A 25,973-nucleotide genomic window follows, 5' to 3' on the forward strand; every position below is an offset into this window, starting at 1 on the left:
TCCCGCCGGGAGGAGCGCCAGGGGGAAGGCCTCCGGGCGGAAAGCCGCCCGGGGGCGGTCCGCCGGGGGGCATCCCGCCCGAGTACACGCCCCCGGAAGGGACGCCGCCCGTGGGTGCGCCGCCCTGGGGACGGCCTCCGGGCGGGAATCCGCCCGTGGGCGGGCCTCCCATCGGACCGCGGGGGGCGCCGCCGTGCGGCGGGCCTCCCGAAGGCGGGCCTCCGGGCGGGAATCCGCCCGTGGGCGGGCCTCCCGCCGGACCGCGGGGGGCGCCGCCCTGCGGCGGGCCTCCCGGAGGGGGGCCTCCGCCCGGCGGCTGGGAGGGGTCGGACGGGGGAGGGGGAGATGTCATGGAGGACCCTGGAAGCAGGAGAGGGGGATGGCTCGCGCGGGCGAGACAGAGAGGGGCGTGCGCGCCCCTTCCCCTGCACAGTACACATGGACCACGACGTCCGGATTCGTCAAGAAAGGCCGTTTCCGGCCAACCCCCGATCGCCGACGTCCCCGGCGTCTCCCCCGCGCGGTGCGCTCCCCCGCCCCGCGCGCGGCCGGCGGTCCCGCCCGGCCCGGTCCCGCACCGCCGCGGGTCCCGCGCCGACCTGCGGTGGCGGCCGCCGTCCGGCGCCCCGGGGGGACCGGCGGCGGGCCCGCTCCGGCCCCGTCAGCTTCCGGAGAGCGCGCCGCTCCTGTCCCGGGCCGCCTCGATGGCGTCGGTGAACGCGGTCCGGACGCCGTGCCGCTCCAGCTCGCGCAGCGCGGCGGCCGTGGTGCCGCCCGGGGAGGTCACGGCCTCGCGCAGCACCACCGGGTGCTCCCCCGAACCGTTGAGCATGGCGGCGGCGCCGGTGATGGTCTGCCCGACGAGCTTCTGCGCCGTGACGCGCGGCATCCCCATGGCGACACCGGCCTCGATCATCGTCTCCGCGATGAAGTAGAAGTACGCGGGGCCGCTGCCCGAGATGGCGGTCACCGTGTCCATGTGCTGCTCGCCGACCCGGATCACCTCGCCGACCGTGGCCAGGAGCGCCTCCGCCCGGTCCAGGTGGGCCCCGTCGGTGTGGGCGCCGCCCGCGACGGCGGTCATCCCCTCTCCCATCAGGGCGGGCGTGTTGGGCATGGCGCGGACGACGGGCGTCCCGGCGGGCAGGTGGTTCTCCAGGACGGCGGTGGTGATCCCGGCCGCGACGGAGATGATCAGGCGCTCCGAGCCCAGGTGCGGGGACAGGTCGTCCAGCAGCGCCACCATGTCCTGGGGTTTGAGGGCGAGCAGGAGCGTGTCCGCGCGCTTGGCCGCGTCCGTCGCGGAGACCACCTCGACCCGGTAGCGGCGGCGCAGCTCCTCCGCGTGCTCCTCGCGCGGCTCGGTGACGAGGACGTCCTCCGGCGCGTGGCCCTTGGCCAGCATTCCGGCGAGCAGCGCCTCGCCCATCTTCCCGGCACCGATGATCGCGATCATGAAGAGTCCTCTCTGCGGGTCACGTCCACGCTAGCGGCCCCGCCGGCCCGGGGGGACCCCGCGTCCCGGCCTGTGGACGGCGGACCGCGCAGGCCCCGGACCCGCCGGGGCCGGACCGCGTCAGCTCCCGCCCGGGTCGACCGTGCCCTTGTCGTCGACCGTGCCGCCGCCGTCCACCGAGAAGCGGCGGGGCGGCGCCGACGGCTTCCGGCGCAGGAGGGCGATGCGCTCGCGGCGGTCGTGCGTGCGGCCGGACGCCGAGGAGGTCTGCGCGAAGTGCAGGCGGGTGAAGGCCAGGGCCTCGGCCAGCTCGCGCATGCGCGCCTGGCGGTCGGCGGCCTTGCGGGTGCTGACCTCCAGCACCAGCTGCCCGCCGAAGCCGCGCTCGGCCAGGTACTCCAGGAGTTCGCCGACCGGCTGGGTCCCGCGGCCGGGGATGAGGTGCTCGTCGAGGTTCTGACCGCCGAAGCCGTCCGTCACGTGGACGTGCGAGAGGCGGTCGCCCAGCTGCCTGGCCATCTGCATGGCGTCGGAGCCGGACATGGCGGTGTGCGACAGGTCGAGCGTGACGTCGGGGTAGTCGCGGTCGAGGGGGTTCCAGCTCGGCGCGTAGGGGACGACCTCGCGGTCGCGGACCCGCACGGGGTACATGTTCTCCACCGCGAAGACGACGTCGGTCTCGTCCTGCATACGGGAGATCCCGCTCTCGAACTCGCGCGCGTACTCGCGCTGCCAGCGGAAGGCGGGGTGGACGACGATGGTCTTCGCGCCCAGGGCCTCGGCCATCTCCTTGGAGCGGACGAGCTTCCCCCAGGGCTCCCTGCCCCACACACGCTGGGTGAGGACCAGGCAGGGCGAGTGGACGGCGGTGACGGGCATCTGGTGGTAGTCCGAGAGGCGCCGCAGGAGGTCGATGTCCTGGCTGGCCGGATCGGAGGAGACGAGGACCTCCACCCCGTCGTACCCCAGCTTCGCCGCGATCTCGAAGGCGGCCGGGGTCTTCTCCGGGTAGACCGACGCCGACGACAGGACGACGGGTGCGTCTGGGACCTGGATAGGACTCACGCCCCCAGACTATGCGCTGTCGGGCCCTCCGTGCGTTCCGCCCGGACGAGCGCGGCGCGCCGCGTCCCCCGGGCCTCCCCGCCCCCTCCCGCCCCGTCCCTCCCCCGCACGGCGCCCGGGCGGGGCGGGGCCCGCCGCGACCGGTCCGGGACCGCGGGAACACGGCACGGGGACCGGCGGGGGACCCGCAGGCCGGGTCGGGCCGGATGGCTAGTGTGCGGTGCATGATCCCCAGGGACGCGATCCCCAGCCCCAACATCTGGCGGAACCCGCAGACGTACGAGTTGGAGAACCGGGCGGTGGACCCCGAGGGCGTGATCGGCGCGGCCATGGACCGCGTCCGTCCCATGGACGGGGCCCACGTCCTGGACGTCGGCTGCGGCACCGGCTACCACCTGCCGGGGTTCGCCGCGCGGGCGAGCCGGGTCACCGGCGTGGAACCGCACCCGTCCCTGGCCGGGGCCGCCCGGGCCCGGGTGCGGGGCCTGGACCACGTCCGGGTCCTGGACGGAGTGGCCCAGCGGCTGCCCGTCCCCGACTCCGTCGTCGAGGTCGCGCACGCGCGCTGGGCCTACTTCTTCGGTCCGGGGTGCGAGCCCGGCCTGGCCGAGCTCGACCGCGTGATGCGGCGGGGCGGGGTCGCGTTCGTGATCGACAACGACGCCACGCGCTCCACCTTCGGCTCCTGGTTCCGGCGTTCGCTGCCGTCGTACGACCCGGCCGCCGTGGAACGGTTCTGGGCGGCCCGCGGGTTCACCCGCGAGCCCCTGACGATGCGCTGGTCGTTCACCGACCGCCGCGCCTTCGAGGCGGTGGTGCGGATCGAGTTCCCCTCCGCGCTGGCCGCGGAGATCGTGCGGTCCCATCCCGGGCTGTCGGTGGACTACGCGGTCAACCTGTGGTGGAAGCGGTACTGACCCGGTGGCCGGGTGTGTCCGGGGTCCCGGGTTCACCGCCCGGGACGCTCGCGGCCGCCGTCGGCGCCGCCCGCGGGGACCGTCCCCGTCACAGGCGTACCGCGCCGGCGAGGTTGTAGCGGTTGACGTCCCGCTCGCGGACCTGGTCCCCGGACTTCGGGGCGTCGATCATGCGGCCGCCGCCGAGGTAGATGGCGACGTGGTAGGCGTACCCTCCGCCGTCGGCCCAGTAGAGGATGTCGCCCCTCCTGGCGTCGGAGTAGGAGACCCTGGTCCCCTCCCGCACCTGGTCGTGGGCGATGCGGGGGAGGTCCACCCCGGCCTGCGCGAACGACCACTGGACGAGGCCGGAGCAGTCGAAGGAGTCCGGTCCGGTGCCGCCCCAGCCGTAGGGGGTGCCCTTCTTGGACTCGGCGGCGCTGATGGCCTTCTCGACGGTGGAGGAGGGCAGCGCCGCCTGGTGGACCCTCGTAGGTGCGCCGGCGCCCGGGGCCGCCGGCGCCGGTTGCGCGTGCTGGGCGAGGGCCGGGGCCGCGCCGGAGGACAGGAAGGCCGCGGCGAGCGCGGCGGCCGTGAGCGATCGCGGTCCGCCCCGGCGGGGGCGGGCGGGCGAGGCCTGTCGCCCCGGGTCCGTAGGACGACAGGCCTGCCTTTGCTCGTGCTGTCGCGGTAGTCGCATGACGGTGGTGCTCCACTCGTGTGAGTAGTCACGCCGGGGCGTCCGCGCCGCTGTGACGCGGATCTCTCCGCCTCGACGCACCACCATTCGTCACACAGCCACCCGAAGAAATCACTCTCCGTGGTCCAGTTGGCCGCCAAGGAGGGTAAAGGCTGCTTTACCCGAGGGGATATAACGGTCATTCGACCAGTAAACGGACCCCCTATCCCTGGGTCGGCGACCCTCCGTCACAGAGCCGGGGAGGGCACGCCCACCGCAGCCTGGACGAAGTCCGCCGTCGCCTCCATACCGAGCCGGTTGGGGTGCACCGGGGCCCCGTTCTCCGGGATCAGGCCCTCGACCCAGCGGGTGCCGGAGGGCTTGCACACGTCCCTGCCCCGCTCCAGGACGTCCACGAACACCGCGCCGTTGGCCTCCGACTCCTCCTTGATCACCGCGTTGAGCGACGTCTGCGCCGCGTCGAGGAACGGGACGTCCCCGCGGGCGATGGGCGTGCTCGGCCAGCAGCCCCCGCTCTCCGGCAGGAGCTGGAGGTAGCCCACGCTGAGGACCGTCGCGTCGGGGCTGCGCTCCGCGATGTCGGCGTAGACCTGGGAGATCTCGCCGCGCAGGCCCTCGATCCGGACGTCGAGCTCGTCGCCGTAGTAGTTGGCGCACGGGCTGCCCAGGGGGTTGCCCAGGCTCCGCTTGGCGCACTCGACGAACACGTCGGAGAACCCGAAGTCGTTGCCCGCGATGCCGACCGTGACCAGGTCGGTCTCCGGCCGCAGCGCGTCGAGCTGCGGGAGCGTGTCGGTGAACTGGTTCTCGTAGAAGTGCTCCATCCGCGCGCCGGAGCAGCTGGCGTCGGTCAGCTCGGCGACCCCGATCCGCTCGGCGAGCATCTTGGGGTAGTTGTGGTTCGACTGCATGCAGCCGAGCAGGGGCACGCGGGCCTGGGCCTGCTGCTGGCGGACCAGGGGCCCGGCGACGAAGGAGTCGCCCAGCGCCACGTAGTGCTGGAAGGCGGCCGCCTCGGCCTCCTCCGCGGCGGCGGACGGCGGCGAGACCAGGGACAGGCCCAGGACCGCCGCGGCCGCGGGGACCAGGACTCGGCGGAGCCACCGGTGTCGGGGGGTGGCGGGGTTTGCGTCGTTACGGGGCACGCGGGTTCCTCTCCGGGGAGCGGGGGGCAGGGAGTAGTCGGACCCTTACAGATTCTTTAACACGACCTACCGGAAGTTCCCCATAACCCGTAGGTAACTTTCGTGTGTCGCGGAGAATCCGCTCCGCCCCCGACGGGCCTGTCCCCGGCAGCCGCTAGCGTGGCGACCATGGCAAAGGCAGCGAAGACGACGTTCCGGTGCGCGGAGTGCGGATGGACCACCCTCAAGTGGGTGGGCCGCTGCGGCGAGTGCCAGGCCTGGGGGACGGTCGAGGAGGCCGGGGCCCCCGCCGCGATGTCCGTCGCCGCCGCGCCCGTCACCTCCCGGGCCCGCCCCATCACCGAGATCAGCGTGGAGAGCGCCGAGGCCGTCCCCACCGGGGTCGGCGAGCTCGACCGCGTCCTGGGCGGGGGCGCCGTCCCCGGCGGCGTCGTCCTGCTGGCGGGCGAGCCCGGCGTGGGCAAGTCCACGCTGCTCCTGGAGGTCGCGGCGATGCGGGCCGCGGACGGGCCCGTGCTGTACATCACCGGCGAGGAGTCCGCCGGACAGGTGCGACTGCGCGCCGAGCGCCTCGGGGCCCTGTCGGACAAGCTCTACCTCGCCGCCGAGACCTCCATCGCCTCCCTCGTCAGCCACGTGGACCAGGTCGGCCCCCGGCTGCTGATCGTGGACTCGGTGCAGACCATGGTCTCCCCCGACGCCACCGGCGTTCCCGGCGGTGTCACGCAGATCCGCCAGGTGACCGGCGCGCTGATCCAGATCGCCAAGGAGCGCGGGATCGCCACCATCCTGGTCGGCCACGTGACCAAGGACGGCTCGATCGCGGGCCCCCGCATGCTGGAGCACCTGGTCGACGTGGTGCTGCACTTCGAGGGCGAGCGCCACTCCCAGCTGAGGCTGCTGCGCGCGATCAAGAACCGGTACGGCCCCACGGACGAGATCGGCTGCTTCGAGCTCACCGAGAGCGGCATCGTCGGCCTGCCGGACCCCAGCGGCCTGTTCCTCACCGAGCGCACCGACCCCGTGCCCGGCACCTGCGTCACCGTCGCGATGGAGGGCCGGCGCCCCCTGATCACCGAGGTCCAGGCGCTGGTCGCGCCCACGCCCCTGCCGGCCCCGCGCCGCGCCACCTCGGGCCTGGACACCTCCCGGGTCAACATGATCCTGGCGGTGCTGGAGAAGCGCACGGGCATGCGGCTGGCCAACATGGACGTGTACGCCTCGACGGTCGGCGGCGTGAAGCTCACCGAGCCCGCGGTGGACCTGGCGCTCGCCATGGCGGCGGCCAGCTCCAGCAACGACGTCGCCCTCCCCGTCGGGTTCATCGCGATCGGCGAGGTCGGCCTCGCGGGCGACGTGCGCACCGTCTCGGGCGTCCGCCGCAGGGTCGCGGAGGCGCAGCGGCTCGGGTTCACCGAGGCCATCGTGCCCAAGCACTTCGGCGACCCGATCCCGGGCATCCGCACCCAGGAGGTCGAGGAGCTGAGCGAGGCGCTCCTGCGCGTCGCCAGGCGCTCGCGCCGGCCCAGGAAGTCCCAGGACGACGACTGAGGCCGGCGGGCCGGGCCCCTGCCCCGCCCGCCGGCCCCGGGGCGGTCCCGGACCGTGGTCCGCGGGCCGTCCGGGGCCACGGCTCCGGGACCGCCGGAAGCGCCCGGGGAGCGCGTCTAGAAGTCGAAGAGGACGCCCTTCTGGCTCACGAGGAGGCAGGAGTTCGAGAACTCCTCCTCGTACCTCTCGGCGCCCTCGGCGACGGCCACGACGGGCTGGTGGATCATCGTGCACATGCCGCCCTCCCCCTTGGCCCGGGCGATCGATCCGGCCCCGTCGACGGCCGCGCAGGCCCGCTCCGCCTCGGGGTGGTCCCCGCCGGTCGGCCGGCACTCCAGGGTGACCTGCCGCACCTCTCCCGTGGACGGCGTCCGGATGCTCAGTGTGTGGCTGGTGGTCACGGTGCGCTCCGCCTGTGCGGGCACGGCGAAGGCGAGGGACAGGACGGCGGTGGCCGCGAGGGCCAGGGCGGTGCGGTGCACGACTGCTCCCGGTGTGCGAACGATCAGGACACCACGCATAGTAACCATTCGATCACCGGAATCGGCCGACTTTACCGAAACACGGGCGACTTCTTCCCCTCCGGGATCGTCCTGGAATCGCCGGACCGGGCCCGGGGCGGCCCCGGTCCGGCGCGACCCCGGTCCGGGGCGGCCTCAGGAGAACAGCGGGAGCAGGGACTCCAGCCAGCGGTCGGCGATCCTGCGGTCGCCGCTGCCCGAGGGGTGCACCCCGTCGTAGGTGTCGGTGCCGGTGTCGAACCCGGTCCACTGGTCCACCACGGTCACCGGCGACTCCGCCGTGCTCTCCCCGGCCGCCCACGCCGGGATGGCCGCGTTGAGGTCCTCGACGCCCCGCCCGCACCCGGCGCAGCTGCGGGCGGGGTCCATCGGGATGATCTGGGCGACCAGGACGCGCATGCGGGGGTTCTGGTCCCGCATCTGCGCGACGAGCACGCTGTAGGCGTCCAGGACCGTCTCCGCGGGGACGCCGCTCCACACGTCGTTGGTGCCGAAGTGCATCAGCACCACGTCGGGCTCCGTCCGCGCGAGCCAGTCCACGAGGAGGCCGCGGTCCGCGACGTCGGTGACAAGGAAGCCGCCGTGGCCCTCGTTGTCGCCGTCGTACTCGAAACCGCAGCCGTCGCCCGGCCGGGTTCCCACGAAGTCGGCGTCCGTGTGCCCGGCCTCCACCAGGTCGACCCAGAGCAGGGCCCGCCAGCATCCGGGCGAGCCCGTGATCGAGTCGCCCAGCGGCATGATCCGCACCGTGTCCTCCTCCGTTCGCGCCGCCGCGGCGGGGGCGAGGGCACCCGCGACGAGTGCCAGGGTGAGCCCGAGGCCCGCGCCGATGCGCCGGGCGGCCCGGGAGAGTCGTTGGTCCATGCGGAAACTCCTTGCTCTGTGCGGGTCCCCGGGAAGAGCGTCTTGGGAGCGCTCCCAACCGCAGGCAGAGTACCCCCGCCGCGTCCGCACGGGAAGGGGGGCTCCCGGAACGGGCAGGTCTTCGCGCGGCCGCACGGGCGCCCCTCCGGGCCGGAGGGGCGGGGCCCGTCCCGCCCAGCGGGACCGGAAGCGCGCCGCGCCCCGGGGTCCGGGTGGCAGTGCCGCCACCCGGACCCCGGGGCGCGATCCCGACGGGCCGCGTCGTCCGCGGCGCCGCCAGGGCTCAGGACCTGAGCTGGAACGCCAGCTGGGGCTGGTCCCCCGCGTAGTCGCCGTGCAGGTTGGCCCGGTACCAGCCCGCCTGGGCGCTGGAGGTGGTCTCGCGGCAGTCCTCGAAGGAGCGGTTGCGCTCCCAGTCGACCGTGAACTCGTGCGGCACGCCCCGGCTGAGCTGGCGCTCCTCGGCGCCGCCGTCCTTGAGGCAGTCCGCGGTGGAGTAGATCCTGTCGTCACCGGAGTGGATGCGCACCTCCAGGGCGGCGCCCCCCACGTCCACGGTGCAGGTCTGCTCCGCCGTGTTGACCACGGTGATCCTGAAGCCCGGCGCGTTCCCGGAGCCGTAGACCTCCTGGTCCCCCTCCAGCTCGAACGTCACCACGACGTCCTCCGGGCGGCAGAGGTCCTCGGCGCGCTCGGGCGCGGCGACCTCGCCGGCGCCGCCCTCCCCGCCGCCGGCGCCCTCGGACGCCCCGTCGCCGGGTGAGGGGGAGGCGCTCTCCCCGGCCCCTTCCGACGCCCCGGCCGTGGGTTCCGGGCTCTCGTCCGCGGAGGGGTCCCCGGATGGGACACTGGGAGAGGGCGACGCGTCCATACCGGCCTCGGACCGGGTCGGTTCACCGGTCTCGTCGTCCGAGGGTTGACAGGCGAACGCGATCAGCGCGACCACCAGCATGACCCCGATCAGGACGAAGGCACGCCGCTTCCAGTAGGTCTCGCGGCTGACGGCTCCTGGATGTCCGGTACTTGACGCCATGGCCCGTAGTATTGCGGTTTTGCGTGCCACCCACCTACTCAACCCGCCGATTCCCTTTAAAGATGAGCGATAACCCTTACAGCACCGCCGTTCTGGCGTGGTACGAGTCGAACGCGCGCGACCTTCCCTGGCGCGCGCCCGACGCCACCCCCTGGTCGATCCTGGTCAGCGAGATCATGCTCCAGCAGACCCCCGTCGTGCGGGTCCTGCCCGCCTGGCGCGCCTGGATGGAGCGCTGGCCCACCCCCGCCCATCTGGCCGGGGAGGCGTCGGGCGAGGCAGTGCGCATGTGGAACCGGCTCGGCTACCCGCGCCGCGCCCTGCGCCTGCACGCCTGTGCCGTGGCGATCACCGAGGAGCACGGCGGCCGGGTCCCGGACGACCACGCCACGCTGCTCTCCCTCCCGGGGATCGGCGCCTACACCGCCGCGGCCGTGGCGAGCTTCGCCTACGGGCAGAGGCACGCCATTCTGGACACGAACGTCCGCCGCGTCCTGGCCAGGGCCGAAACAGGAGTCCAGTACCCTCCGAAAACCCAGACCAAGGCGGAGACGGCACTCGCGGAGGCGCTGCTGCCGCCCACCGCCCCCGTCGCCGCGCGCTGGGGGGTCGCCGTGATGGAGCTCGGCGCCCTGGTGTGCACCGCCCGCACGCCCGCCTGCGCCTCCTGCCCCATCGCCGGGCAGTGCGCGTGGAGGCTCGCGGGCAAGCCGGCCTACGACGGGCCGCCCCGGCGGGGCCAGACCTACGAGGGCACCGACCGCCAGGTGCGCGGCCGCCTGCTCGCCGTGCTGCGCGACTCCGCGCACCCGGTGGCCAAGGACGCCCTGGACGCCGTCTGGGACGACCGCGTGCAGCGTGAGCGCGCCCTGGACGCCCTGGTGTCCGACGGCCTGGTGGACCCGCTCGACGACGGCCGGTACGCCCTGCCCTCCTGATCCGGCCCCTTCCGGCGCCGGGTCAGTCGTCCATGCGGGCGCTCGTGCCGCCGCCCGCGTCGAACTCCGCCTCGGTCCCGGCGAAGCCGCCGCTGCACGGCGCCCCCGGCTCCGGGGTGTTCTCGCCCTGGACGTACTGCACCAGGTACTCGGTGAGGCGCGGGTCCTCCGCGCCCTCCAGCAGGATCTGCGACCCCCAGGCCGACGCCACCACGGGCGCGGGCAGCCCCTCGACGGGGCTGATCACCAGGTAGTCGCCCGGCGAGTAGAGGCCGGCGAGCGCCTCGACCTGGCCGGCGTCCAGGCCGGGGTCGTAGGCGATCCACACGGCCCCGTGCTCCAGGGAGTGCACGGCGTACTCGGTGCGCAGCGGCTCCCCGTAGACGCCGCAGTCCTGCCAGACGGGGTAGTGCTCCCCGCCCACGGGCGGGAACACGTCGTACTCGACGGTCTCGCCCTCCTCGACGTGGTCGGCGGACAGGCCCTCGTAGTGCTGGACCGCCTCCAGCCCCGCCCCGGCCGAGGCGCCGGCGTCCCCGCCGCCGGGGCGCGTCACCACGTAGAGGACGCCGCCGCCCGCGACGAGGAGCACGACGAGGACCACCGCTCCGATGATCAGGGCGAGCCCGGCGCCGCGGCCGCCCCCCGCCTGCTGCGGCGGCGGGTACGGCCCCTGCGGCCCGTAGTGCCCCTGGGGCCCGTGGGAGCCCGGTCCCTGGGGTCCGGGAGGGCCCGGCGGGGGATACCCGCCGCCGGGAGGCATCCCGCCCGGCGGCACCGCGCCGTGGGGCGGCTGCCCCGGCGGGCCGCCGGGCGGGGGACCTCCGGGGGCGCCGGGCGGGGGGCCACCGGGGGCGCCGGGCTGTGCGGACGGGGGCTGCTGCGGCTGCTGTCCATGGGGCGGCCACGGACCGTGCTGCCGGGGTTCTGGATGGGTCACGAACGCACACTAACGGCCGAACGCCGAAGGGGGCACCCCCGAAGGGGTGCCCCCGTGACGGACGGCGTCCGGTTCAGCCGTGTCAGTCGCTCTTGCCCGCGGCCGACTCCTCGACCTCCGGGGTGTCCGGGACCGCGGCCGGCTTCGGCACGCCCTTGAACGTGAACTTGGCGTCCGTGCCCTCGCCCTCGGCGTCGATCACGACGATCTGACCCGCCTTGAGGTCGCCGTACAGGATCTTCTCGGACAGCTGGTCCTCGATCTCCCGCTGGATCGTCCTGCGCAGCGGGCGGGCGCCCAGCACGGGGTCGAAGCCGCGCTCGGACAGGATCTGCTTCGCCTTCGGGCGCAGCTCGATCCCCATGTCCCGCTCCTTGAGGCGGCCGTCCAGGCTCGTGATCATGAGGTCCACGATCTGGAAGATCTCCGCCTCCGTCAGCTGGTGGAAGACGATGATGTCGTCCACGCGGTTGAGGAACTCGGGACGGAAGTTGGTCTTGAGCTCCTCGCTGACCTTCGCCTTCATCCGCTCGTAGTTGGTCTGGGCGTTGTCCTCCTTGGCGAAGCCCATGGCCTGGCCCTTGGAGATGTCCCGCGTGCCCAGGTTGGTGGTCATGATGATGACCGTGTTCTTGAAGTCGACGTTGCGACCCTGGGCGTCGGTGAGACGGCCCTCCTCCAACACCTGCAGCAGGGAGTTGAAGATGTCGTTGTGGGCCTTCTCGATCTCGTCGAACAGGACCACGGAGAACGGCTTGCGGCGCACCTTCTCGGTGAGCTGGCCGCCCTCCTCGTAGCCGACGTAGCCGGGAGGCGAGCCGAACAGCCGGGAGACCGTGTGCTTCTCCATGAACTCGGACATGTCCAGCTGGATCAGCGCGTCCTCGTCCCCGAACAGGAACTCGGCCAGGGTCTTGGACAGCTCGGTCTTACCGACACCGGACGGGCCGGCGAAGATGAACGAGCCACCCGGGCGCTTGGGGTCCTTCAGACCGGCGCGGGTACGGCGGATCGCCTGCGAGAGCGCCTTGATGGCGTCCTCCTGGCCGATGACCCGGCGGTGCAGCTCGTCCTCCATGCGCAGCAGCCGAGAGCTCTCCTCCTCGGTGAGCTTGAAGACCGGGATGCCGGTGGACGCGGCCAGGACCTCGGCGATGAGCTCCTCGTCGACCTCGGCCACGACGTCCATGTCGCCGGCCTTCCACTCCTTCTCCCGCTGCGCCTTCTTGTTGAGGAGCTGCTTCTCGTCGTCGCGCAGGGACGCGGCCTTCTCGAAGTCCTGCGCGTCGATCGCGGACTCCTTGTCCCGGCGCACGCCCGCGATCTTCTCGTCGAACTCGCGCAGGTCCGGCGGAGCGGTCATCCGGCGGATGCGCATCCGCGAACCGGCCTCGTCGATGAGGTCGATCGCCTTGTCCGGCAGGAAGCGGTCGCTGATGTAGCGGTCGGCCAGCTGGGCCGCCGCCACCAGGGCGCTGTCGGTGATGGAGACCCGGTGGTGCGCCTCGTACCGGTCGCGCAGGCCCTTGAGGATCTCGATGGCGTGCTTGATGGTGGGCTCGTCCACCTGGATGGGCTGGAAGCGCCGCTCCAGGGCGGCGTCCTTCTCCAGGTACTTGCGGTACTCGTCCAGGGTGGTGGCGCCGATGGTCTGGAGCTCGCCCCGGGCCAGCATGGGCTTGAGGATGGAGGCGGCGTCTATGGCCCCCTCGGCCGCTCCCGCTCCGACCAGCGTGTGCAGCTCGTCGATGAACAGGATGATGTCGCCGCGGGTCCGGATCTCCTTGAGCACCTTCTTGAGGCGCTCCTCGAAGTCACCGCGGTAGCGGCTTCCGGCGACCAGCGCGCCCAGGTCCAGCGTGTACAGCTGCTTGTCCTTGAGCGTCTCGGGGATCTCACCCTTGACGATCTTCTGGGCCAGGCCCTCTACCACGGCGGTCTTGCCGACGCCGGGCTCACCGATGAGGACCGGGTTGTTCTTGGTCCGCCTCGAGAGCACCTGCATGACGCGCTCGATCTCCTTGTCCCGGCCGATGACCGGGTCGAGCTTGCTCTCCCGGGCGGCCTGGGTCAGGTTGCGGCCGAACTGGTCCAGCACCAGGGAGGTGGAGGGGGTGGACTCCGAGGAGCCCGCGGTGGCCTGCGGCTCCTTGCCCTGGTAGCCGTGCAGCAGCTGGATGACCTGCTGGCGGACCCGGTTCAGGTCCGCGCCGAGCTTGACCAGGACCTGGGCGGCGACGCCCTCGCCCTCGCGGATCAGGCCCAGCAGTATGTGCTCGGTACCGATGTAGTTGTGGCCGAGCTGGAGCGCCTCGCGCAGCGACAGCTCAAGGACCTTCTTGGCGCGCGGGGTGAAGGGGATGTGCCCCGACGGCGCCTGCTGGCCCTGGCCGATGATCTCCTCAACCTGCTGCCGAACCGCTTCGAGGCTGATACCGAGGCTCTCCAGAGCCTTGGCGGCGACGCCCTCACCCTCGTGGATGAGGCCGAGCAGGATGTGCTCCGTACCGATGTAGTTGTGGTTGAGCATCCTGGCCTCTTCCTGGGCCAGAACCACCACTCGCCGTGCGCGGTCGGTAAACCTCTCGAACATGTCTCGTCGCTCCTCTACAGAGCGGTCAGGCAGGGACGGTCTCGCCGACCCAACTCTTCCGCATATCGGCCCCACAGGGATAACCGCCCAGGGGAGCACTGTCGCACCCGCCGGTCGACAGGCTGCCGACCGGGCGAACATCTCCGCATGGCCGGCCTCCCAGCCGTCCGTGCCAGAGACTTTCCCCGACGATAGGGCGTTCACCCAACATCCAACTACCAATTGAGGCGTCAGATTTCCCTGTACGCCGAAGGCGAACGGCCCGGACACTCCCATCCATCACGGGAGTCCCCGGACCGCACGTGTACAAGCCCGATAATCGGCTCTGAGCGAACAAGCCGAACCGCGTGTTGTTCTTCGGGCCGGATCAGGCGGCCCCGAAAGCGGGAAATGCGCCTCGGTCCCGGTGGGCCGCGGTACGGCCCCGCCGGGTCGCGGCGGAACGGCCCCGGGCCCTGCGGCCGTGCGGCCGCAGGGCCGGAAGTCGAGAGCCTCCACGAGAACGGGGAGCGCTGTGGCGCCCCGGTCGTCGGCGCGTCCGCGCACACCGCGGCGAGCGGCGGGGCCCCGTCCGAGCCGCGTCACGGAGACGGGGGCCGGAAGGCCCGGGGCCGCACTGCGCCCGCGGTCCGGATCCGGCGGCACCGGCTCGGCGCCGTCGGCCGGGGATCCGGTGCCCGTCGTATCCCCTTGTCCCCTGCATCCCCATGGCGCGGGACCCCGTGTCACAGGATCCCCCGCGTGGCGGGTCCACCGGTGTCAGGCGGTGCCGGATGAGGGAGTCGGGTGCTCCTGGTGGGCACCGGTCGAAATTCGATCAAGCCCTGACAACATTTCGGCGAACCGAAGGCGGTCGCGGGACCTAGCCCTTGATGGCCTCATATTCGGCGACGATGGCGGCGGGGATCCGGCCGCGCTCATTGACGGGCTTGCCGGCAGCCTTCGCCCACGCGCGAATCTCGGCGCTGCGCTCGCGGCTGGGCGCATTACGGCTGCCCCGGCGGGCGGTGGCGCGGTTCGCCTTGGACGGAGCCTTGCGGGAGGCTTCGACGAACGGGTTAAGGGCCTCGCGAAGCTTGGCGGCATTACCCGCACTGAGGTCGATTTCGTACGTCGATCCGTCCAGACCGAACGTCACCGTCTCCTCGGCCTCGCCGCCGTCGAGGTCGTCGACCAGGAAAACCTGGACCTTCTGTGCCATGGAATCAAACCTTTCAGAAGAGCGGTGTCTGCACACCTGAATATAAAGCTATCCCGCGCGAACGCGGAAGACAATTCCCGGCGTGCCAGAAATCGTCTGGGACCGACCGTGGTTTCGGGGGTCGCCGGAGCAGCGCGGGTGCGGCGAGTTGGCCCGCGCACGCGGTGGGACCGAGGCCCGGCCCCCGGGCTTCACGCAACCGGTCAAGTACCGTATCAACGACCGTCGGATTCGGCGCGTTCCCCACCCTGGACAATCGGCGTCTCGTTCGTCGCCCCGGTCTCGCGGACCTCGGCAGCGCCCTTGTGGTCGGTCGCGTCCTGGGCCGCCCCGTCATTGCTGACCAGGCTTCCGTCCATCCGCCGCGGCGCCATCTCCTTGCGCAGCAGCTTGATGACGAAGGCACAGAAGACGGTACCGACAACCACAGGGGGGATGAGCGCCGACAATACGTCGATCAGTCCAGGGGGAACCACCGACGACAAAAAGTCACCCATCGAAGCGCTCCACCCTTCCTGGTTGTTACTTATTGCAGCAAATACCCGACTCAGTGTCGGGCCACTCCGGGGGGATGGCGCGCCGGACGACCTGGCAAACGCATACCCGACATCATAGACATCGTTTGCCCCCGGTTTGACACCGGACGTACCCGAGCGGCCTCCCGCAAACCCCGTGGGCGCCAATGTCCGGTCGTGGGTTCGGGCCCTCGTGCGGGCGCGGCCGGAACACGGGGTCTTGCGGGGTCAAATCACAACCCTTCGTCACCGCCCCGCCGAACTCGATCATGAGGACGGCCGGCCGGACGCAGGTACACATTACCTGCCCTGTTCCACCTCCATACCCCCCGGTGTGCATAAGCCGCCCCGAGTCCGGACGCCGGAGCGGCACGGGCGGGGCCCCGTAAGGGGAACTCCGTACCAAGCACACCGGAAATCCTTTAGGCGCGGGCCGGGCGGGCCGCGTCGTCGAGGCGCACAAGCATCCGGGTGTTCCCGAGGGTGTTGGGCTTAACCCGCTCCAAGTCGAGGAATTCGGCAACTCCCTCGTCATAGGAACGCAGGAGTTCCTCGTACACACGGGACGAGACAGGGGTCCCCTGGATCGGGGCAAAGCCGTGTTTGGAGAAGAAACCGGTCTCGAATGTCAGACAGAACACACGTTGCACACCCAACTCACGGGCCGTGGCGAGAAGTTCGGTCACGATTCGGTGTCCCACGCCGAAACCGCGCAGGGAGGGGTCGACCGCGACGGTCCGCACCTCGGCCAGGTCCTCCCAGAGCACGTGAAGGGCTCCACAGCCCACCAGGCGGTGCTCGACCTCCGCCTCTGGGACCACACCGGGGGAGGATTCCGGCCCGGCGGGCGACATGTCCGGAACCACCTCCGCCTCGGCGACCCAGAACTCCTGGACGTCCTCGTAGAGGTTGACGGTGCTCTTGGACAGCACCCGCCGGTCGACGGTGTAGGTGTCGACGAGGCGGCGGATGGCTGCGACGTCGCGCGTCCTGGCGCGACGCACGTGAACATGGCGAACGGGCATAGCCGGACCAGACTATGCCCACGCGGGGAAGAACTCCTACCCGAGACCCGCGACCACACCAAGAGCACCCCCCGGAGCACGGCCGCGCGGGCGGGGGGCGGAGAAGAACTCCTACCCGAGGCCCGCGACCACACCAAGAGCACCCCACCGGAGCACGGCCGCGCGGGCCGGGGCGGGGAAGAACTCCTACCCGAGACCCGCGACCACACCAAGAGCACCCCCCGGAGCACGGCCGCGCGGGCCGGGGCGGCCGGCGCCCGGCCGGACACACGAGATCGGGGGCACCGCGGCACCGCCGGCCGGAGAGTCTCCTCCCGGCCCTCGCGGTGCGCGTGCGCCCCCTGGGTCGGTCATTCCCGTGTGCGGTTCCGGCTCCAGCCGGGGGTTCGGCTCAGATGAGCTGCCGCCGCGCGGCCCAGACGACCGCTTCGATGGGTGTGTTCACGCCGAGTACGTCGCAGATGTTGCGGATACGCCGGCGCAGGGTCCTCGCGCTGAGCTCCAGGTGCCGGGCCGCGACCTCGGTGGTCACGCCGGTGGCGATCTCTGCGAGCAGTTCGAGCTCCTCGTGGCTCAGTTCCACCGGCGCGTACGGGCTGCTGACAGCCGTGTCGCGCGGGCGGGCCTGAAGGGGAACCACGCTCTCCCGGTGCTCCCTCGGCTGGAGAGCGCCATGGTCCTCAACGGTACGTCGTACGAGTGTGGCCTGTTCCACTCCGTCCTCCCTCATCATGTGAGTGCGGAACATCAACTCGTCACCTGATGGACGCGAGTGCGCCGACCGGGGGTCGCCCCGTCGGAGCGGACGGAGACTCCGCGGGCCTCGAAATCCCCGGCGGACCCCTCTGGCACAGGGGTCGGGGGAGTTCCGGGCGCACGGGTCGCAGGCTGGCCGGCTCGCTGGGGTCTGGGACGGACAGACCACACCGAGGGCGCGCATGCGCGCGCGAATTCGGACCGCATCGGCGGTCCCGTTTCGCGCTCACCGTCGTTCTCGATCCACTTCGGCAAACTCACGGGCCTCGGCCCGCCCTCAGCACGCTAGGCCGCAGAGATGATACCGTCAAGACCCGATAAATCACCATGTGTAGTTATGCAATATCCTTCTGTGACAAGGCAAGGGGAAAGAAAAATCCCCGAGGGCATTGACCTGCGTAAACAATCTTTACCGGAGAGTGGCTGCTTATAGCACTCCGGCCCCTGGAAAAACTCTCGCCTATCCCCGCGGCCATCACGGTCTGACCGCGGGTTCGCCTTCTATGTCCGGTCGGTGAGTCATGTCCCTTGTTCCGGGGCCGGGACCGGGACATGCGGAAGGGGCCGGCGCACCCCTGGTGCGACGACCCCGGTCCCCGATTTCGGCCACTCGGCGCGACCCTTATCGGCCATTCCCGCACGGACGCGCCGCACACGCGCGCGTCCCGGCGCTCCCGCGTCGCACGGCCCCTCCGGGCCCCGGCGGCGCGGGGCCGGACGCCCCCGGTCAGTCCCCCGAGGGCTTCACGATCGGGAAGAGCACGGTCTCGCGGATGTTCTTGCCGGTGAAGGCCATGAGCAGGCGGTCGATGCCGACCCCCACGCCTCCGGTGGGCGGCATACCGTACTCCAGCGCCCGCAGGAAGTCCTCGTCCAGCTGCATCGCCTCGGGATCCCCCTCGGCCGCCATCAGGGACTGCCGGGTGAGCCTCTCCCGCTGCTCGACCGGATCGACCAGCTCGGAGTAGCCAGTGCCCAGCTCCATGCCGAACCCGATCAGGTCCCACTTCTCGGTGAGCAGCGGGTCCTCGCGGTGCTGGCGCGTGAGCGGGCTGGTCTCGACTGGGAAGTCGCGCACGAACGTCGGCTGGAGGAGCGTGTGCTCGACCAGTTCCTCGAAGACGTGCTCGACGAGCTTGCCCTGACCCCAGTCGGAGCTGAACTCGACGCCCTTGGCCCCGGCCAGACGGCGGACCTCCTCGACGGGGGTACGCGGGTCGACCTCCGCGCCGAGGGCCTCGGAGACGGCCCCGTACAGGGTGATCTGCGGCCACTCGCCGCCGAGGTCGTACGCCTCGCCGTCACGCTCGACCACGGTCGTGCCGAACACCGCGCGCGCCGCGTCCTGGACGAGCTCCCGGGTGATGTCCGCCATGACGTTGTAGTCGGCGTACGCCTGGTAGAACTCCAGCATCGTGAACTCGGGGTTGTGCGTGGAGTCCGCGCCCTCGTTCCTGAAGTTGCGGTTGACCTCGAAGACCTTCTCCAGGCCGCCCACGACCAGCCGCTTGAGCGACAGCTCGGGCGCGATGCGCAGGTACAGGTCCATGTCGTAGGCGTTGATGTGCGTGGTGAACGGCCGCGCGGTGGCGCCGCCGTGCACGCGCATCAGCATCGGGGTCTCGACCTCGATGAAGTCGCGCCGGCTCAGGCCCTCCCTGATCGCCCGGATGGCGGCCGAGCGGCGGCGCACCATCAGCTGGGAGTCGGGGTTGACGATGAGGTCGACGTACCGCTGCCGCACACGTGCCTCGGGGTCGGTCAGGCCCTTGTGCTTCTCCGGGAGCGGGCGCAGGCACTTGGCCGTCAGCGTCCAGGAGTTCACGAGGACGGACAGCTCGCCACGGCGGGAGGTGATGACCTCGCCCTCCACGCCGACGTGGTCGCCCAGGTCGACGTCGGCCTTCCAGGCGTCCAGCCGCTCCTGGCCGACCTGGTCCAGGGACAGCATGATCTGGACGTCGCCGGTCTCGTCGCGCAGCGTCGCGAAGCAGAGCTTGCCGCCGGTGCGGTAGAGCATCACGCGACCGGCGATGGAGACGCCGACGCCCGTGCGGGTGTCCGGCTCCAGTCCCTGGTGTTTGTCGCGCACGGCACCGATCGACGTGGAGCGCGGGAAGGTCACGGGGAAGGGATCGATCCCCTCCTCCCGGAGACGGTCCAGCTTCTGGCGCCGGACCCGCATCTGTTCGGGCAGGTCGTCGTAGGTGTCGTCGTGCGTGTCAGTCACGCGCACGATCCTACCGGCGGTCCGCGCCCCGGCCGACCGCCCGGACCCCGCCCGGCCGGGGGTCCCGGGATCGTGCCACGCGGATCCGGGAGGTGGGACGGGCGTGCCCGGATCACTAGTATTGCGCTGCCTTGACCCGCACCCCCACCACCGGAGCAGGATCTACCGAGAGTCGAACAATGAGCGTTGAGGGAAGCACGAAGGCCGTCGTCACGGCACTGGTTGCGAATCTGGGGATCGCCGTCACGAAGTTCGTGGCCTATGTACTGACGGGCTCGTCCTCCATGCTGGCCGAGTCCATCCACTCGGTCGCCGACTCCAGCAACCAGGCGCTGCTGCTCATCGGAGGCAAGCGCGCCCGGCGGGGCGCCACCGAGGAGCACCCCTTCGGCTACGGGCGCGAACGCTACATCTACGCGTTCGTGGTCGCGATCGTGCTGTTCAGCGTGGGCGGCCTGTTCGCGCTCTACGAGGCCTGGCACAAGATCTCCCACCCCGAGCCCATCACCGAGTGGCAGTGGGTGCCCGTCGCGGTCCTGGTGGTCGCGATCGGGCTGGAGTCGATGGCGATGAGGACGGCCGTCAAGGAGTCCAACGCCGTGCGCGGCAAGGCGAGCTGGGTCGAGTTCGTCCGCCGGGCGAAGGCCCCCGAGCTGCCCGTGATCCTGCTGGAGGACGCCGGCGCCCTGCTCGGCCTGGTGTTCGCGCTGCTCGGCGTCAGCCTGACCCTGATCACCGGCAACGGCCTGTGGGACGGCCTGGGCACCGCCGCCATCGGCATCCTCCTCGTGGTCATCGCCGTCGTGCTGGCCGCCGAGGTGAAGAGCCTGCTGGTCGGCGAGTCCGCCACGAGCGAGAACGTCCAGGCGATCCGGAGGGCCATCGAGTCGGTCGAGGACGTCGACCGCCTCATCCACATGCGCACCCTGCACGTGGGCCCCGAGGAGCTCCTGGTGGCCGCCAAGGTCGCGGTGGACGCCGAGGACGACGCCGGCCGGGTGACCAGGGCGATCAACGAGGCGGAGGAGCGCATCCGCGCGTCCGTGCCCATCGCCACGCTGATCTACATCGAGCCCGACCTGTTCCGCACTGCGCCGGGGTCCCCCGCCTCGCCCGGGGCCGGGACCTCCGCGTGAGCCGGGGCCGGTGCGGCCCCCGCGCCGCACCGGCCCCGGTCCGGGGCGGGGGCGTGCGCCCCCGCCCCGCGCCCGGGCTCAGCCCGTGTTGCGCTCGAAGACCAGGCGCAGCCCGATCAGGGTGAGCCACGGCTCGTGCAGGTCCACGGTCTCGCACTCGCCGATGACCGTGGACGCGAGCCCTCCGGTGGCCACGACGGTCACGTCGTCCGGGGAGTCGGTGAGCTCGGCGACCATCCGGTCGACGATCCCGTCCACCTGGCCCGCGAACCCGAACACGATGCCCGAGCGCAGCGCCTCCGTGGTGTTCTTGGCGATGGCCGAACGCGGCTTGACGATCTCCACCATGTGCAGCTGGGCGCCGCGCCGGGACAGGGCGTCCACGGAGATGTCGATGCCGGGGGCGATCGCGCCGCCCACGTACTCGCCCTTGACGCTCACCGCGTCGAAGGTCGTCGCGGTCCCGAAGTCCACGACCACGGCCGGACCGCCGTAGAGGTGGTTGGCGGCGAGGGCGTTGATGATCCGGTCGCTCCCCACCTCCTTGGGGTTGTCCATCCGGATCGGCACCCCGGTCTTGACCCCGGGTTCGACGATGACGGCGGGGACGTCGCCGAAGTGGCGGCGGAACATGTCGCGCATCTCGTGCTGTACCGACGGCACCGAGCAGCACAGGGCGATCCCGTCGATGTCCTCCGGGCCGCCGAGGGTGCTCGCGTCGAGGAGCCCGCGCAGCACCACCGACCACTCGTCGGCGGTGCGCCGGGTGTCGGTCCCCACTCTCCAGTGTTCGAGAAGCTCGTCGGATTCAAAGAGACCGAAGACCGTCTCGGAGTTGCCGACGTCGATCGCGAGCAGCATTCTGAGGGCCTCATCCATGGTCGAAGTGGTGTGTTCTCAAGGAATCTTCCACCACTCGGGCGCCCTCACAACAGGTCGAGGGCGATATCGAGCGCGGGACTGGAGTGGGTGAGCGCGCCGACGGCGAGGTAGTCGACCCCGGTGCGGGCCACGTCCCCCGCAACGTCGAGGGTCAGTCCGCCGGAGGACTCCAGCCGCGCACGTCCCCCGACCTGGGCGACCGCCGCCCGGAGCCCGTCGACGGTGAAGTTGTCGAGGAGGATCTCCTCCGCCCCGGCGGCGATGGCGTCCTCGATCTGGTCGAGCCTGTCGACCTCGACCTCCAGGGGGAGGTCGGGGAAGCGCTCGCGGACGGCGCGCACCGCCTCGCCGACACCCCCGGCGGCGACCACGTGGTTGTCCTTGACCAGGCCCGCGTCGCTGAGGCCGTACCGGTGGTTCACGCCCCCTCCGCAGCGCACCGCGTACTTCTCCAGGGCGCGCATCCCGGGGCGGGTCTTGCGGCTGTCCCGAACGCGGGCCCGCGTGCCGGCCACGGCGTCCACCCACGCGCGCGTGGCCGTCGCGATCCCGGACATGTGGGTGAGGAGGTTGAGCGCGGTCCGCTCCGCGGTGAGCAGGTCGCGCGTACGCGCGGTGACGGTCATCAGGACGTCTCCGCGCTTGACCGCGTCGCCGTCCCGTGCGGTGCGCGTGACCTCCAGGGCGCCGTCGGCGACCAGCCAGAACACGAGCTCGGCGAGCGGGAGGCCGCTGACGGTGCCGTCGGCCCGGGCCACCACCTGGGCGGTGCGCACCTGGTCGGCGGGGATGGTCGCGACGCTGGTGACGTCGATGCCGGGGCCCGCGGTGAGGTCCTCGGCGAGGGCGCGGCGGACCAGTTCCACGTGGGACAGGTGGGGGGCGGTGCAGGAGAGGGAGAACTCGGCCCGGGCCTCCGGGCTCCGGTCGGCCCCGGCGAGGGGGAAGGAGACGGCGTCGAGTTCGGCCACGAGGGCGGACGGCAGGGACGGCTGCCAGTCCTCGGCGGTGGTCACGGCGGTGTCCCCTTCCAGTCGGACGACGACGGGCCGGATCCTGAGCCCGGATCTGGGCTCGGGGAAGTCGGCACGCTGGTGAGAGCCTCTGCTCTCGGTTCTGTACAGGGCGGCTGCGGCCACGAGGCGGGCCGTGGTGAGCAGGTTGGCGGCCTCCCACGCGGCGACGCCGGGGGTGACGGGCGCGGTCGGCCGGGCGAGGGCGTCGAGTTCGGCCACCAGCTCGGCGAGGCCCTCGCCCGTGCGGAGCACCCCGGCGTGCCGCGACATGAGGGTGCGGACCCGGGTGGCGGCGGCGGGGTCGGCGAGCGGGGTCACGGAGCCGGCGGTGGCGCCCGTCCCGGGGACGGGCCGGGGGTCCTCGGCCAGGCGCGCGGCGATCCGGTCGGCGTAGACCAGCCCCTCCAGCAGGGAGTTGGACGCGAGCCGGTTGGCGCCGTGGACGCCGGTGCGGGCGACCTCGCCGACCGCCCAGAGCCCGGGGACGCTGGTGCGGCCGTCGATGTCGACCTCGGCGCCGCCGGACGCGTAGTGGGCGGCGGGGGCGACGGGGACGGGCTCCGTGAGGGGGTCGACGCCGTTGGCGCGGCAGGAGGCAAGGATGGTGGGGAAGCGCTTCTCCCAGGTGGCCGCGCCGAAATGGCGGGTCTCCAGGTACACGTGGTCAACGCCCTGCTCGGCCATGGTGCGGGCGATGGTGCGGGCGACCACGTCGCGCGGGGCGAGGTCGGCCAGCTCGTGGACGCCCTCCATGATGCGTGCGCCGTCGGCGTCCACCAGGTAGGCGCCCTCTCCCCGCAGGGCCTCGGAGACCAGGGGCTGCCGACCGCGTGCGTCGGCGCCGAGCCAGAGCACGGTGGGGTGGAACTGGATGAACTCCAGGTCGCGCATCCTGGCCCCGGCCCTGGCGGCGAGGGCGAGGCCGTCCCCGGTGGAGACGGGCGGGTTGGTGGTGGCCGCGAAGACCTGCCCGATGCCCCCGGTGGCCAGGACCACGGCGGGTGCGACGACCGCGCCGACGCCGTCGCGGGCCCCCTCCCCCATCACGTGCAGGGTCACCCCGGTGACGGCCCCGGTGGCGGGGTCGTGGAGGGTGTCGAGCGCGAGGGCGTGCTCGACGACCTCGATCCGCTCCTCCGCGAGGACGGCGGCGACGAGCGCGCGCTGGATCTCGGCGCCGGTCGCGTCGCCGCCCGCGTGCGCGACGCGGTCCGCGCGGTGGCCGCCCTCCCGGGTGAGGGCGAGGGCGCCGTCCTCGGAGCGGTCGAACTCGGCGCCCAGTCCGATGAGCCAGCGCAGTGCGCCGGGTCCCTCGGTGGCCAGGACGTTGACGGCGTGGGGGTCGGACAGCCCGCCCCCCGCCAGGTGGGTGTCGACCATGTGGGCGACGGGGTCGTCGCCGGGCGCGACGGCCGCGGCGATCCCGCCCTGGGCGTAGGCGGTGGACCCTGTGGACAGCCGGTCCTTGGTGACCAGCACGACCCGTCCGCTCCCGCTCCTCTGGACGTAGCGCAGCGCGGTGCTCAGGCCCGCGATGCCGGAGCCGACGACCGCGACGTCCGCCGCGACCGTCCACCCGGGCCCGGGTGCGTCGAGCCTGGTCTGTGCGGGTGTACTCATCTGGGGTCTCTTTCGCGAGGCGCCGCCCCGGGGGCCGGGGCGGTCACAGGGGGATCGACACGTTGTCGATGAGCCGGGTGGAGCCCACGCGGGCGGCGACGGCGAGGACCGCGTCCCCCCGGTGGCCGGGCGCGGCCTCGGTGAAGGTCGCGGCGTCGACCAGGGCCAGGTAGTCGAGGACGACGGGGGGAGCGGCCCCGGCCGCCCCGTCCAGTACGGCGTGGGCGGCGGCGCGGACGGCGTCCGGCCCCCCGGCCGCGGCCTCACGGCCCGCCCGGAGGGCGCGCGACAGCGCCAGTGCGCTGCGCCGCTCGGCGTCCGACAGGTAGACGTTGCGGCTGGAGGAGGCGAGCCCGTCGGGGTCGCGGAGGATGGGGGCCCCGACGATCTCCACGGGCACGTCGAGGTCGGCCACCATGCGCCTGACGAGCGCGATCTGCTGGGCGTCCTTCTCCCCGAAGACGGCGGTGTCGGGCCGGACCAGGTTGAGGAGCTTGGCGACGACGGTGAGGACCCCGGTGAAGTGCCCGGGGCGGGAGGCGCCCTCCAGCCGCTCCCCCATCGGCCCGGCGTCGACCGTGACCATCTGCGGGGCCGGGTACATGGTGGCGACGGACGGGGCGAAGACGACGTCCACCCCCTCCTCCGCGCAGAGTGCGGTGTCGGCCGCCAGGTCGCGCGGGTAGCGGTCGAAGTCCTCGTCGGGGCCGAACTGGAGCGGGTTGACGAAGACGCTGACGACCACCGTGTCCGCCCGCTCGCGGGCCAGGCGCATGAGGGAGCGGTGGCCGCCGTGGAGGGCGCCCATGGTGGGGACGAGGGCGACGTGCCCGGGGCCGGAGAGGGCCCGGCGCAGCTCTTCGGGCGTGCGTGCCACGAGGGGGCCGCCGGCGGTCGCGGTCTGCGGTGTGGGTTCGGTCATCGGTGGTTTCCCGTGGTGGAGTTCTGCGGCGCGCACGGCGCGGCGGCCGGGCGCGCACCGGGCGCGACGTGGGGAGGGCGTCAGCGGCGGAGGACGTCGAGCAGGCGCACGGCGTCCTCCGGCTTGAGCATCCCGGCGTTGATGGCGCGGTCGGCCGTGAGCCGGGCCAGCTCGACGTAGCTGGCGACGCTCTCGGGGGCGTTCTCGCGCAGCTGCTCGATGTGTCCGGCGACGGTCCCGGCGTCGCCGCGCAGGACGGGCCCGCTGAGGCCGTGGATGCCCAGGCGGAGGGCGTTGTCGAGGGCCGCGCTGAGCATGGGGGCGAGCATGCGGCCCGGCTCGGGGACGCCGGCGGCCGAGAGCAGGGCGGCGCTGTCCGCGACGAGGGTGACGAGGTGGTTCGCGCCTCCGGCGAGGGCCGCGTGGTAGAGGGTGCGCCTCTCCTCCTCGATCCACACGGGCTCGGCGCCCATCTCGACGACGAGGGCCTCGGCGATGGGCCGCAGCTGCTCGGGCGCCGTGACGCCGAACGCGCAGTTGGCGAGGCGGTCGACGTCCTCGTCGCGGCCGGTGAAGGTCATCGCCGGGTGGAGGGCGAGAGGGAGCGCGCCGACCAGGGTGGCGGGGGCGAGGACGCCGTAGCCGTGCGCCCCGCTGGCGTGGACCAGGAGTTTTCCGCGCAGGTCGGCGCCGGTGGAGGCGAGTCCCTCGGTGATGTCGGGCAGGGCGTCGTCGGGGACGGTCAGCAGGACGAGGTCGCTGGCCTCGGCGACCTGCGCCGGTTCGAGGACGCGCGCGGTGGGCAGGCGCCCGGCGACGCGCTCGCGGGAGGCGTCGGAGACCGCGGAGGCGGCGACGACCTCGTGCCCGGCGCGGCCGAGGGCCTGGCCGAGGACGGAGCCCACGCGGCCGGGACCGATGACGCCGACCCGCAGTCGGGCGGGGCGCCCCTGCGTCGTCTCCATGTG

At 72.5% G+C, this 25,973-nt stretch carries 22 protein-coding genes; 4 read left to right on the forward strand and 18 right to left on the reverse strand.

Translation table 11 applies throughout. The features are described from left to right. Positions 1–661: 661 nt before the first annotated feature. Together proC and OUQ99_RS28450 are read right to left on the reverse strand one after the other, a co-directional pair. Positions 662–1,456 (reverse strand): pyrroline-5-carboxylate reductase, encoded by a 795-nt coding sequence (gene proC / locus OUQ99_RS28445; protein ID WP_267946836.1) that lies wholly within the window; start codon positions 1,454–1,456, stop codon positions 662–664. Positions 1,457–1,576: 120 nt separating this feature from the next. Then, positions 1,577–2,521, reverse strand: coding sequence for a sugar phosphate isomerase/epimerase family protein (locus OUQ99_RS28450; protein ID WP_267946837.1), 945 nt, complete (start codon positions 2,519–2,521; stop codon positions 1,577–1,579). Between the two features lie 299 nt (positions 2,522–2,820). On the opposite strand from OUQ99_RS28450, the gene OUQ99_RS28455 reads away from it, so the two are divergent. Then, positions 2,821–3,438 carry a class I SAM-dependent methyltransferase gene (locus tag OUQ99_RS28455; protein ID WP_267950538.1) on the forward strand — a complete coding sequence of 206 codons (618 nt, stop codon included), beginning with the start codon at positions 2,821–2,823 and terminating at the stop codon, positions 3,436–3,438. A gap of 88 nt (positions 3,439–3,526) precedes the next feature. On the opposite strand, the gene OUQ99_RS28460 is transcribed toward OUQ99_RS28455, so the two are convergent. Further along, positions 3,527–4,117, reverse strand: a complete 591-nt coding sequence (locus tag OUQ99_RS28460; protein WP_267946838.1) for a C40 family peptidase — start codon at positions 4,115–4,117, stop codon at positions 3,527–3,529. A 227-nt stretch (positions 4,118–4,344) separates the two neighbouring features. Then, positions 4,345–5,262 carry an SGNH/GDSL hydrolase family protein gene (locus OUQ99_RS28465; RefSeq protein WP_378553520.1) on the reverse strand — a complete coding sequence of 306 codons (918 nt, stop codon included), beginning with the start codon at positions 5,260–5,262 and terminating at the stop codon, positions 4,345–4,347. 168 nt (positions 5,263–5,430) lie between these two features. Here OUQ99_RS28465 and radA point away from each other — a divergent pair, with 168 nt between their 5' ends. Further along, positions 5,431–6,813: a DNA repair protein RadA gene (gene radA / locus OUQ99_RS28470; protein WP_267946839.1), complete on the forward strand. Its 1,383-nt coding sequence runs from the start codon at positions 5,431–5,433 to the stop codon at positions 6,811–6,813. Between the two features lie 116 nt (positions 6,814–6,929). On the opposite strand, the gene OUQ99_RS28475 is transcribed toward radA, so the two are convergent. The 3 genes from OUQ99_RS28475 to OUQ99_RS28485 form a co-directional block, all read right to left on the reverse strand. Further along, a complete protein-coding gene (locus tag OUQ99_RS28475) occupies positions 6,930–7,334 on the reverse strand; it encodes an SSI family serine proteinase inhibitor (protein WP_267946840.1) in 405 nt (134 codons plus the stop codon). Positions 7,335–7,469: 135 nt separating this feature from the next. Continuing rightward, positions 7,470–8,198, reverse strand: coding sequence for an SGNH/GDSL hydrolase family protein (locus OUQ99_RS28480; protein WP_267946841.1), 729 nt, complete (start codon positions 8,196–8,198; stop codon positions 7,470–7,472). 283 nt (positions 8,199–8,481) lie between these two features. Then, on the reverse strand, positions 8,482–9,150 hold the full coding sequence (locus tag OUQ99_RS28485; protein WP_267950540.1) for a hypothetical protein: 669 nt from the start codon (positions 9,148–9,150) through the stop codon (positions 8,482–8,484). Positions 9,151–9,293: 143 nt separating this feature from the next. On the opposite strand from OUQ99_RS28485, the gene OUQ99_RS28490 reads away from it, so the two are divergent. Further along, positions 9,294–10,169 carry an A/G-specific adenine glycosylase gene (locus OUQ99_RS28490; RefSeq protein WP_267946842.1) on the forward strand — a complete coding sequence of 292 codons (876 nt, stop codon included), beginning with the start codon at positions 9,294–9,296 and terminating at the stop codon, positions 10,167–10,169. Positions 10,170–10,191: 22 nt separating this feature from the next. On the opposite strand, the gene OUQ99_RS28495 is transcribed toward OUQ99_RS28490, so the two are convergent. From OUQ99_RS28495 to lysX, 7 genes are all read right to left on the reverse strand, one after another. Next, positions 10,192–10,782: a DUF3105 domain-containing protein gene (locus OUQ99_RS28495; protein WP_431061536.1), complete on the reverse strand. Its 591-nt coding sequence runs from the start codon at positions 10,780–10,782 to the stop codon at positions 10,192–10,194. Between the two features lie 409 nt (positions 10,783–11,191). Beyond that, positions 11,192–13,702: an ATP-dependent Clp protease ATP-binding subunit gene (locus tag OUQ99_RS28500; protein ID WP_267946843.1), complete on the reverse strand. Its 2,511-nt coding sequence runs from the start codon at positions 13,700–13,702 to the stop codon at positions 11,192–11,194. An 862-nt stretch (positions 13,703–14,564) separates the two neighbouring features. After that, entirely contained in the window at positions 14,565–14,903 is a 339-nt protein-coding gene (locus OUQ99_RS28505; RefSeq protein WP_267946844.1) for a histone-like nucleoid-structuring protein Lsr2, read from the reverse strand. Between the two features lie 215 nt (positions 14,904–15,118). Then, positions 15,119–15,400: a hypothetical protein gene (locus OUQ99_RS28510; protein ID WP_267946845.1), complete on the reverse strand. Its 282-nt coding sequence runs from the start codon at positions 15,398–15,400 to the stop codon at positions 15,119–15,121. Between the two features lie 440 nt (positions 15,401–15,840). After that, positions 15,841–16,443 carry an amino-acid N-acetyltransferase gene (locus OUQ99_RS28515; RefSeq protein WP_267946846.1) on the reverse strand — a complete coding sequence of 201 codons (603 nt, stop codon included), beginning with the start codon at positions 16,441–16,443 and terminating at the stop codon, positions 15,841–15,843. Between the two features lie 391 nt (positions 16,444–16,834). After that, positions 16,835–17,158 (reverse strand): LuxR C-terminal-related transcriptional regulator, encoded by a 324-nt coding sequence (locus OUQ99_RS28520; protein WP_267946847.1) that lies wholly within the window; start codon positions 17,156–17,158, stop codon positions 16,835–16,837. Positions 17,159–17,926: 768 nt separating this feature from the next. Further along, positions 17,927–19,429, reverse strand: a complete 1,503-nt coding sequence (lysX, locus tag OUQ99_RS28525) for a bifunctional lysylphosphatidylglycerol synthetase/lysine--tRNA ligase LysX (RefSeq protein WP_267946848.1) — start codon at positions 19,427–19,429, stop codon at positions 17,927–17,929. Positions 19,430–19,608: 179 nt separating this feature from the next. On the opposite strand from lysX, the gene OUQ99_RS28530 reads away from it, so the two are divergent. Then, positions 19,609–20,565 (forward strand): cation diffusion facilitator family transporter, encoded by a 957-nt coding sequence (locus tag OUQ99_RS28530; protein ID WP_267946849.1) that lies wholly within the window; start codon positions 19,609–19,611, stop codon positions 20,563–20,565. Between the two features lie 78 nt (positions 20,566–20,643). Here OUQ99_RS28530 and OUQ99_RS28535 read toward each other — a convergent pair whose 3' ends face one another. The 4 genes from OUQ99_RS28535 to OUQ99_RS28550 all read right to left on the reverse strand — a co-directional run bounded on the left by OUQ99_RS28535 (position 20,644) and on the right by OUQ99_RS28550 (position 25,970). Further along, complete coding sequence (locus OUQ99_RS28535; protein ID WP_267950542.1) at positions 20,644–21,426, reverse strand: type III pantothenate kinase; 783 nt, start codon at positions 21,424–21,426, stop codon at positions 20,644–20,646. A gap of 65 nt (positions 21,427–21,491) precedes the next feature. Continuing rightward, the gene (locus OUQ99_RS28540) at positions 21,492–24,083 is read right to left on the reverse strand and encodes an L-aspartate oxidase (protein ID WP_267946850.1); all 2,592 of its coding nucleotides are present in this window, start codon (positions 24,081–24,083) and stop codon (positions 21,492–21,494) included. 43 nt (positions 24,084–24,126) lie between these two features. Then, the gene (gene panC, locus OUQ99_RS28545; RefSeq protein ID WP_267946851.1) at positions 24,127–25,005 is read right to left on the reverse strand and encodes a pantoate--beta-alanine ligase; all 879 of its coding nucleotides are present in this window, start codon (positions 25,003–25,005) and stop codon (positions 24,127–24,129) included. A gap of 80 nt (positions 25,006–25,085) precedes the next feature. Continuing rightward, positions 25,086–25,970, reverse strand: a complete 885-nt coding sequence (locus OUQ99_RS28550; RefSeq protein ID WP_267946852.1) for a Rossmann-like and DUF2520 domain-containing protein — start codon at positions 25,968–25,970, stop codon at positions 25,086–25,088. Positions 25,971–25,973 lie beyond the last annotated feature (3 nt).

The sequence above is a fragment of the Streptomonospora nanhaiensis genome, assembly GCF_026642255.1.
Taxonomy (GTDB): domain Bacteria; phylum Actinomycetota; class Actinomycetes; order Streptosporangiales; family Streptosporangiaceae; genus Nocardiopsis; species Nocardiopsis tropica.

What these genes read in the sequence shown, in the direction of transcription:
- proC (WP_267946836.1), bottom strand. Translation starts at nt 1,456, where the DNA reads ATGATCGCGATCATCGGTGCCGGGAAGATGGGCGAGGCGCTGCTCGCC.
- OUQ99_RS28460 (WP_267946838.1), bottom strand. Translation starts at nt 4,117, where the DNA reads ATGCGACTACCGCGACAGCACGAGCAAAGGCAGGCCTGTCGTCCTACG.
- radA (WP_267946839.1), top strand. Translation starts at nt 5,431, where the DNA reads ATGGCAAAGGCAGCGAAGACGACGTTCCGGTGCGCGGAGTGCGGATGG.
- OUQ99_RS28475 (WP_267946840.1), bottom strand. Translation starts at nt 7,334, where the DNA reads ATGCGTGGTGTCCTGATCGTTCGCACACCGGGAGCAGTCGTGCACCGC.
- OUQ99_RS28480 (WP_267946841.1), bottom strand. Translation starts at nt 8,198, where the DNA reads ATGGACCAACGACTCTCCCGGGCCGCCCGGCGCATCGGCGCGGGCCTC.
- OUQ99_RS28485 (WP_267950540.1), bottom strand. Translation starts at nt 9,150, where the DNA reads ATGCTGGTGGTCGCGCTGATCGCGTTCGCCTGTCAACCCTCGGACGAC.
- OUQ99_RS28490 (WP_267946842.1), top strand. Translation starts at nt 9,294, where the DNA reads ATGAGCGATAACCCTTACAGCACCGCCGTTCTGGCGTGGTACGAGTCG.
- OUQ99_RS28500 (WP_267946843.1), bottom strand. Translation starts at nt 13,702, where the DNA reads ATGTTCGAGAGGTTTACCGACCGCGCACGGCGAGTGGTGGTTCTGGCC.
- OUQ99_RS28505 (WP_267946844.1), bottom strand. Translation starts at nt 14,903, where the DNA reads ATGGCACAGAAGGTCCAGGTTTTCCTGGTCGACGACCTCGACGGCGGC.
- OUQ99_RS28510 (WP_267946845.1), bottom strand. Translation starts at nt 15,400, where the DNA reads ATGGGTGACTTTTTGTCGTCGGTGGTTCCCCCTGGACTGATCGACGTA.
- OUQ99_RS28515 (WP_267946846.1), bottom strand. Translation starts at nt 16,443, where the DNA reads ATGCCCGTTCGCCATGTTCACGTGCGTCGCGCCAGGACGCGCGACGTC.
- OUQ99_RS28530 (WP_267946849.1), top strand. Translation starts at nt 19,609, where the DNA reads ATGAGCGTTGAGGGAAGCACGAAGGCCGTCGTCACGGCACTGGTTGCG.
- OUQ99_RS28535 (WP_267950542.1), bottom strand. Translation starts at nt 21,426, where the DNA reads ATGCTGCTCGCGATCGACGTCGGCAACTCCGAGACGGTCTTCGGTCTC.
- OUQ99_RS28540 (WP_267946850.1), bottom strand. Translation starts at nt 24,083, where the DNA reads ATGAGTACACCCGCACAGACCAGGCTCGACGCACCCGGGCCCGGGTGG.
- panC (WP_267946851.1), bottom strand. Translation starts at nt 25,005, where the DNA reads ATGACCGAACCCACACCGCAGACCGCGACCGCCGGCGGCCCCCTCGTG.
- OUQ99_RS28550 (WP_267946852.1), bottom strand. Translation starts at nt 25,970, where the DNA reads ATGGAGACGACGCAGGGGCGCCCCGCCCGACTGCGGGTCGGCGTCATC.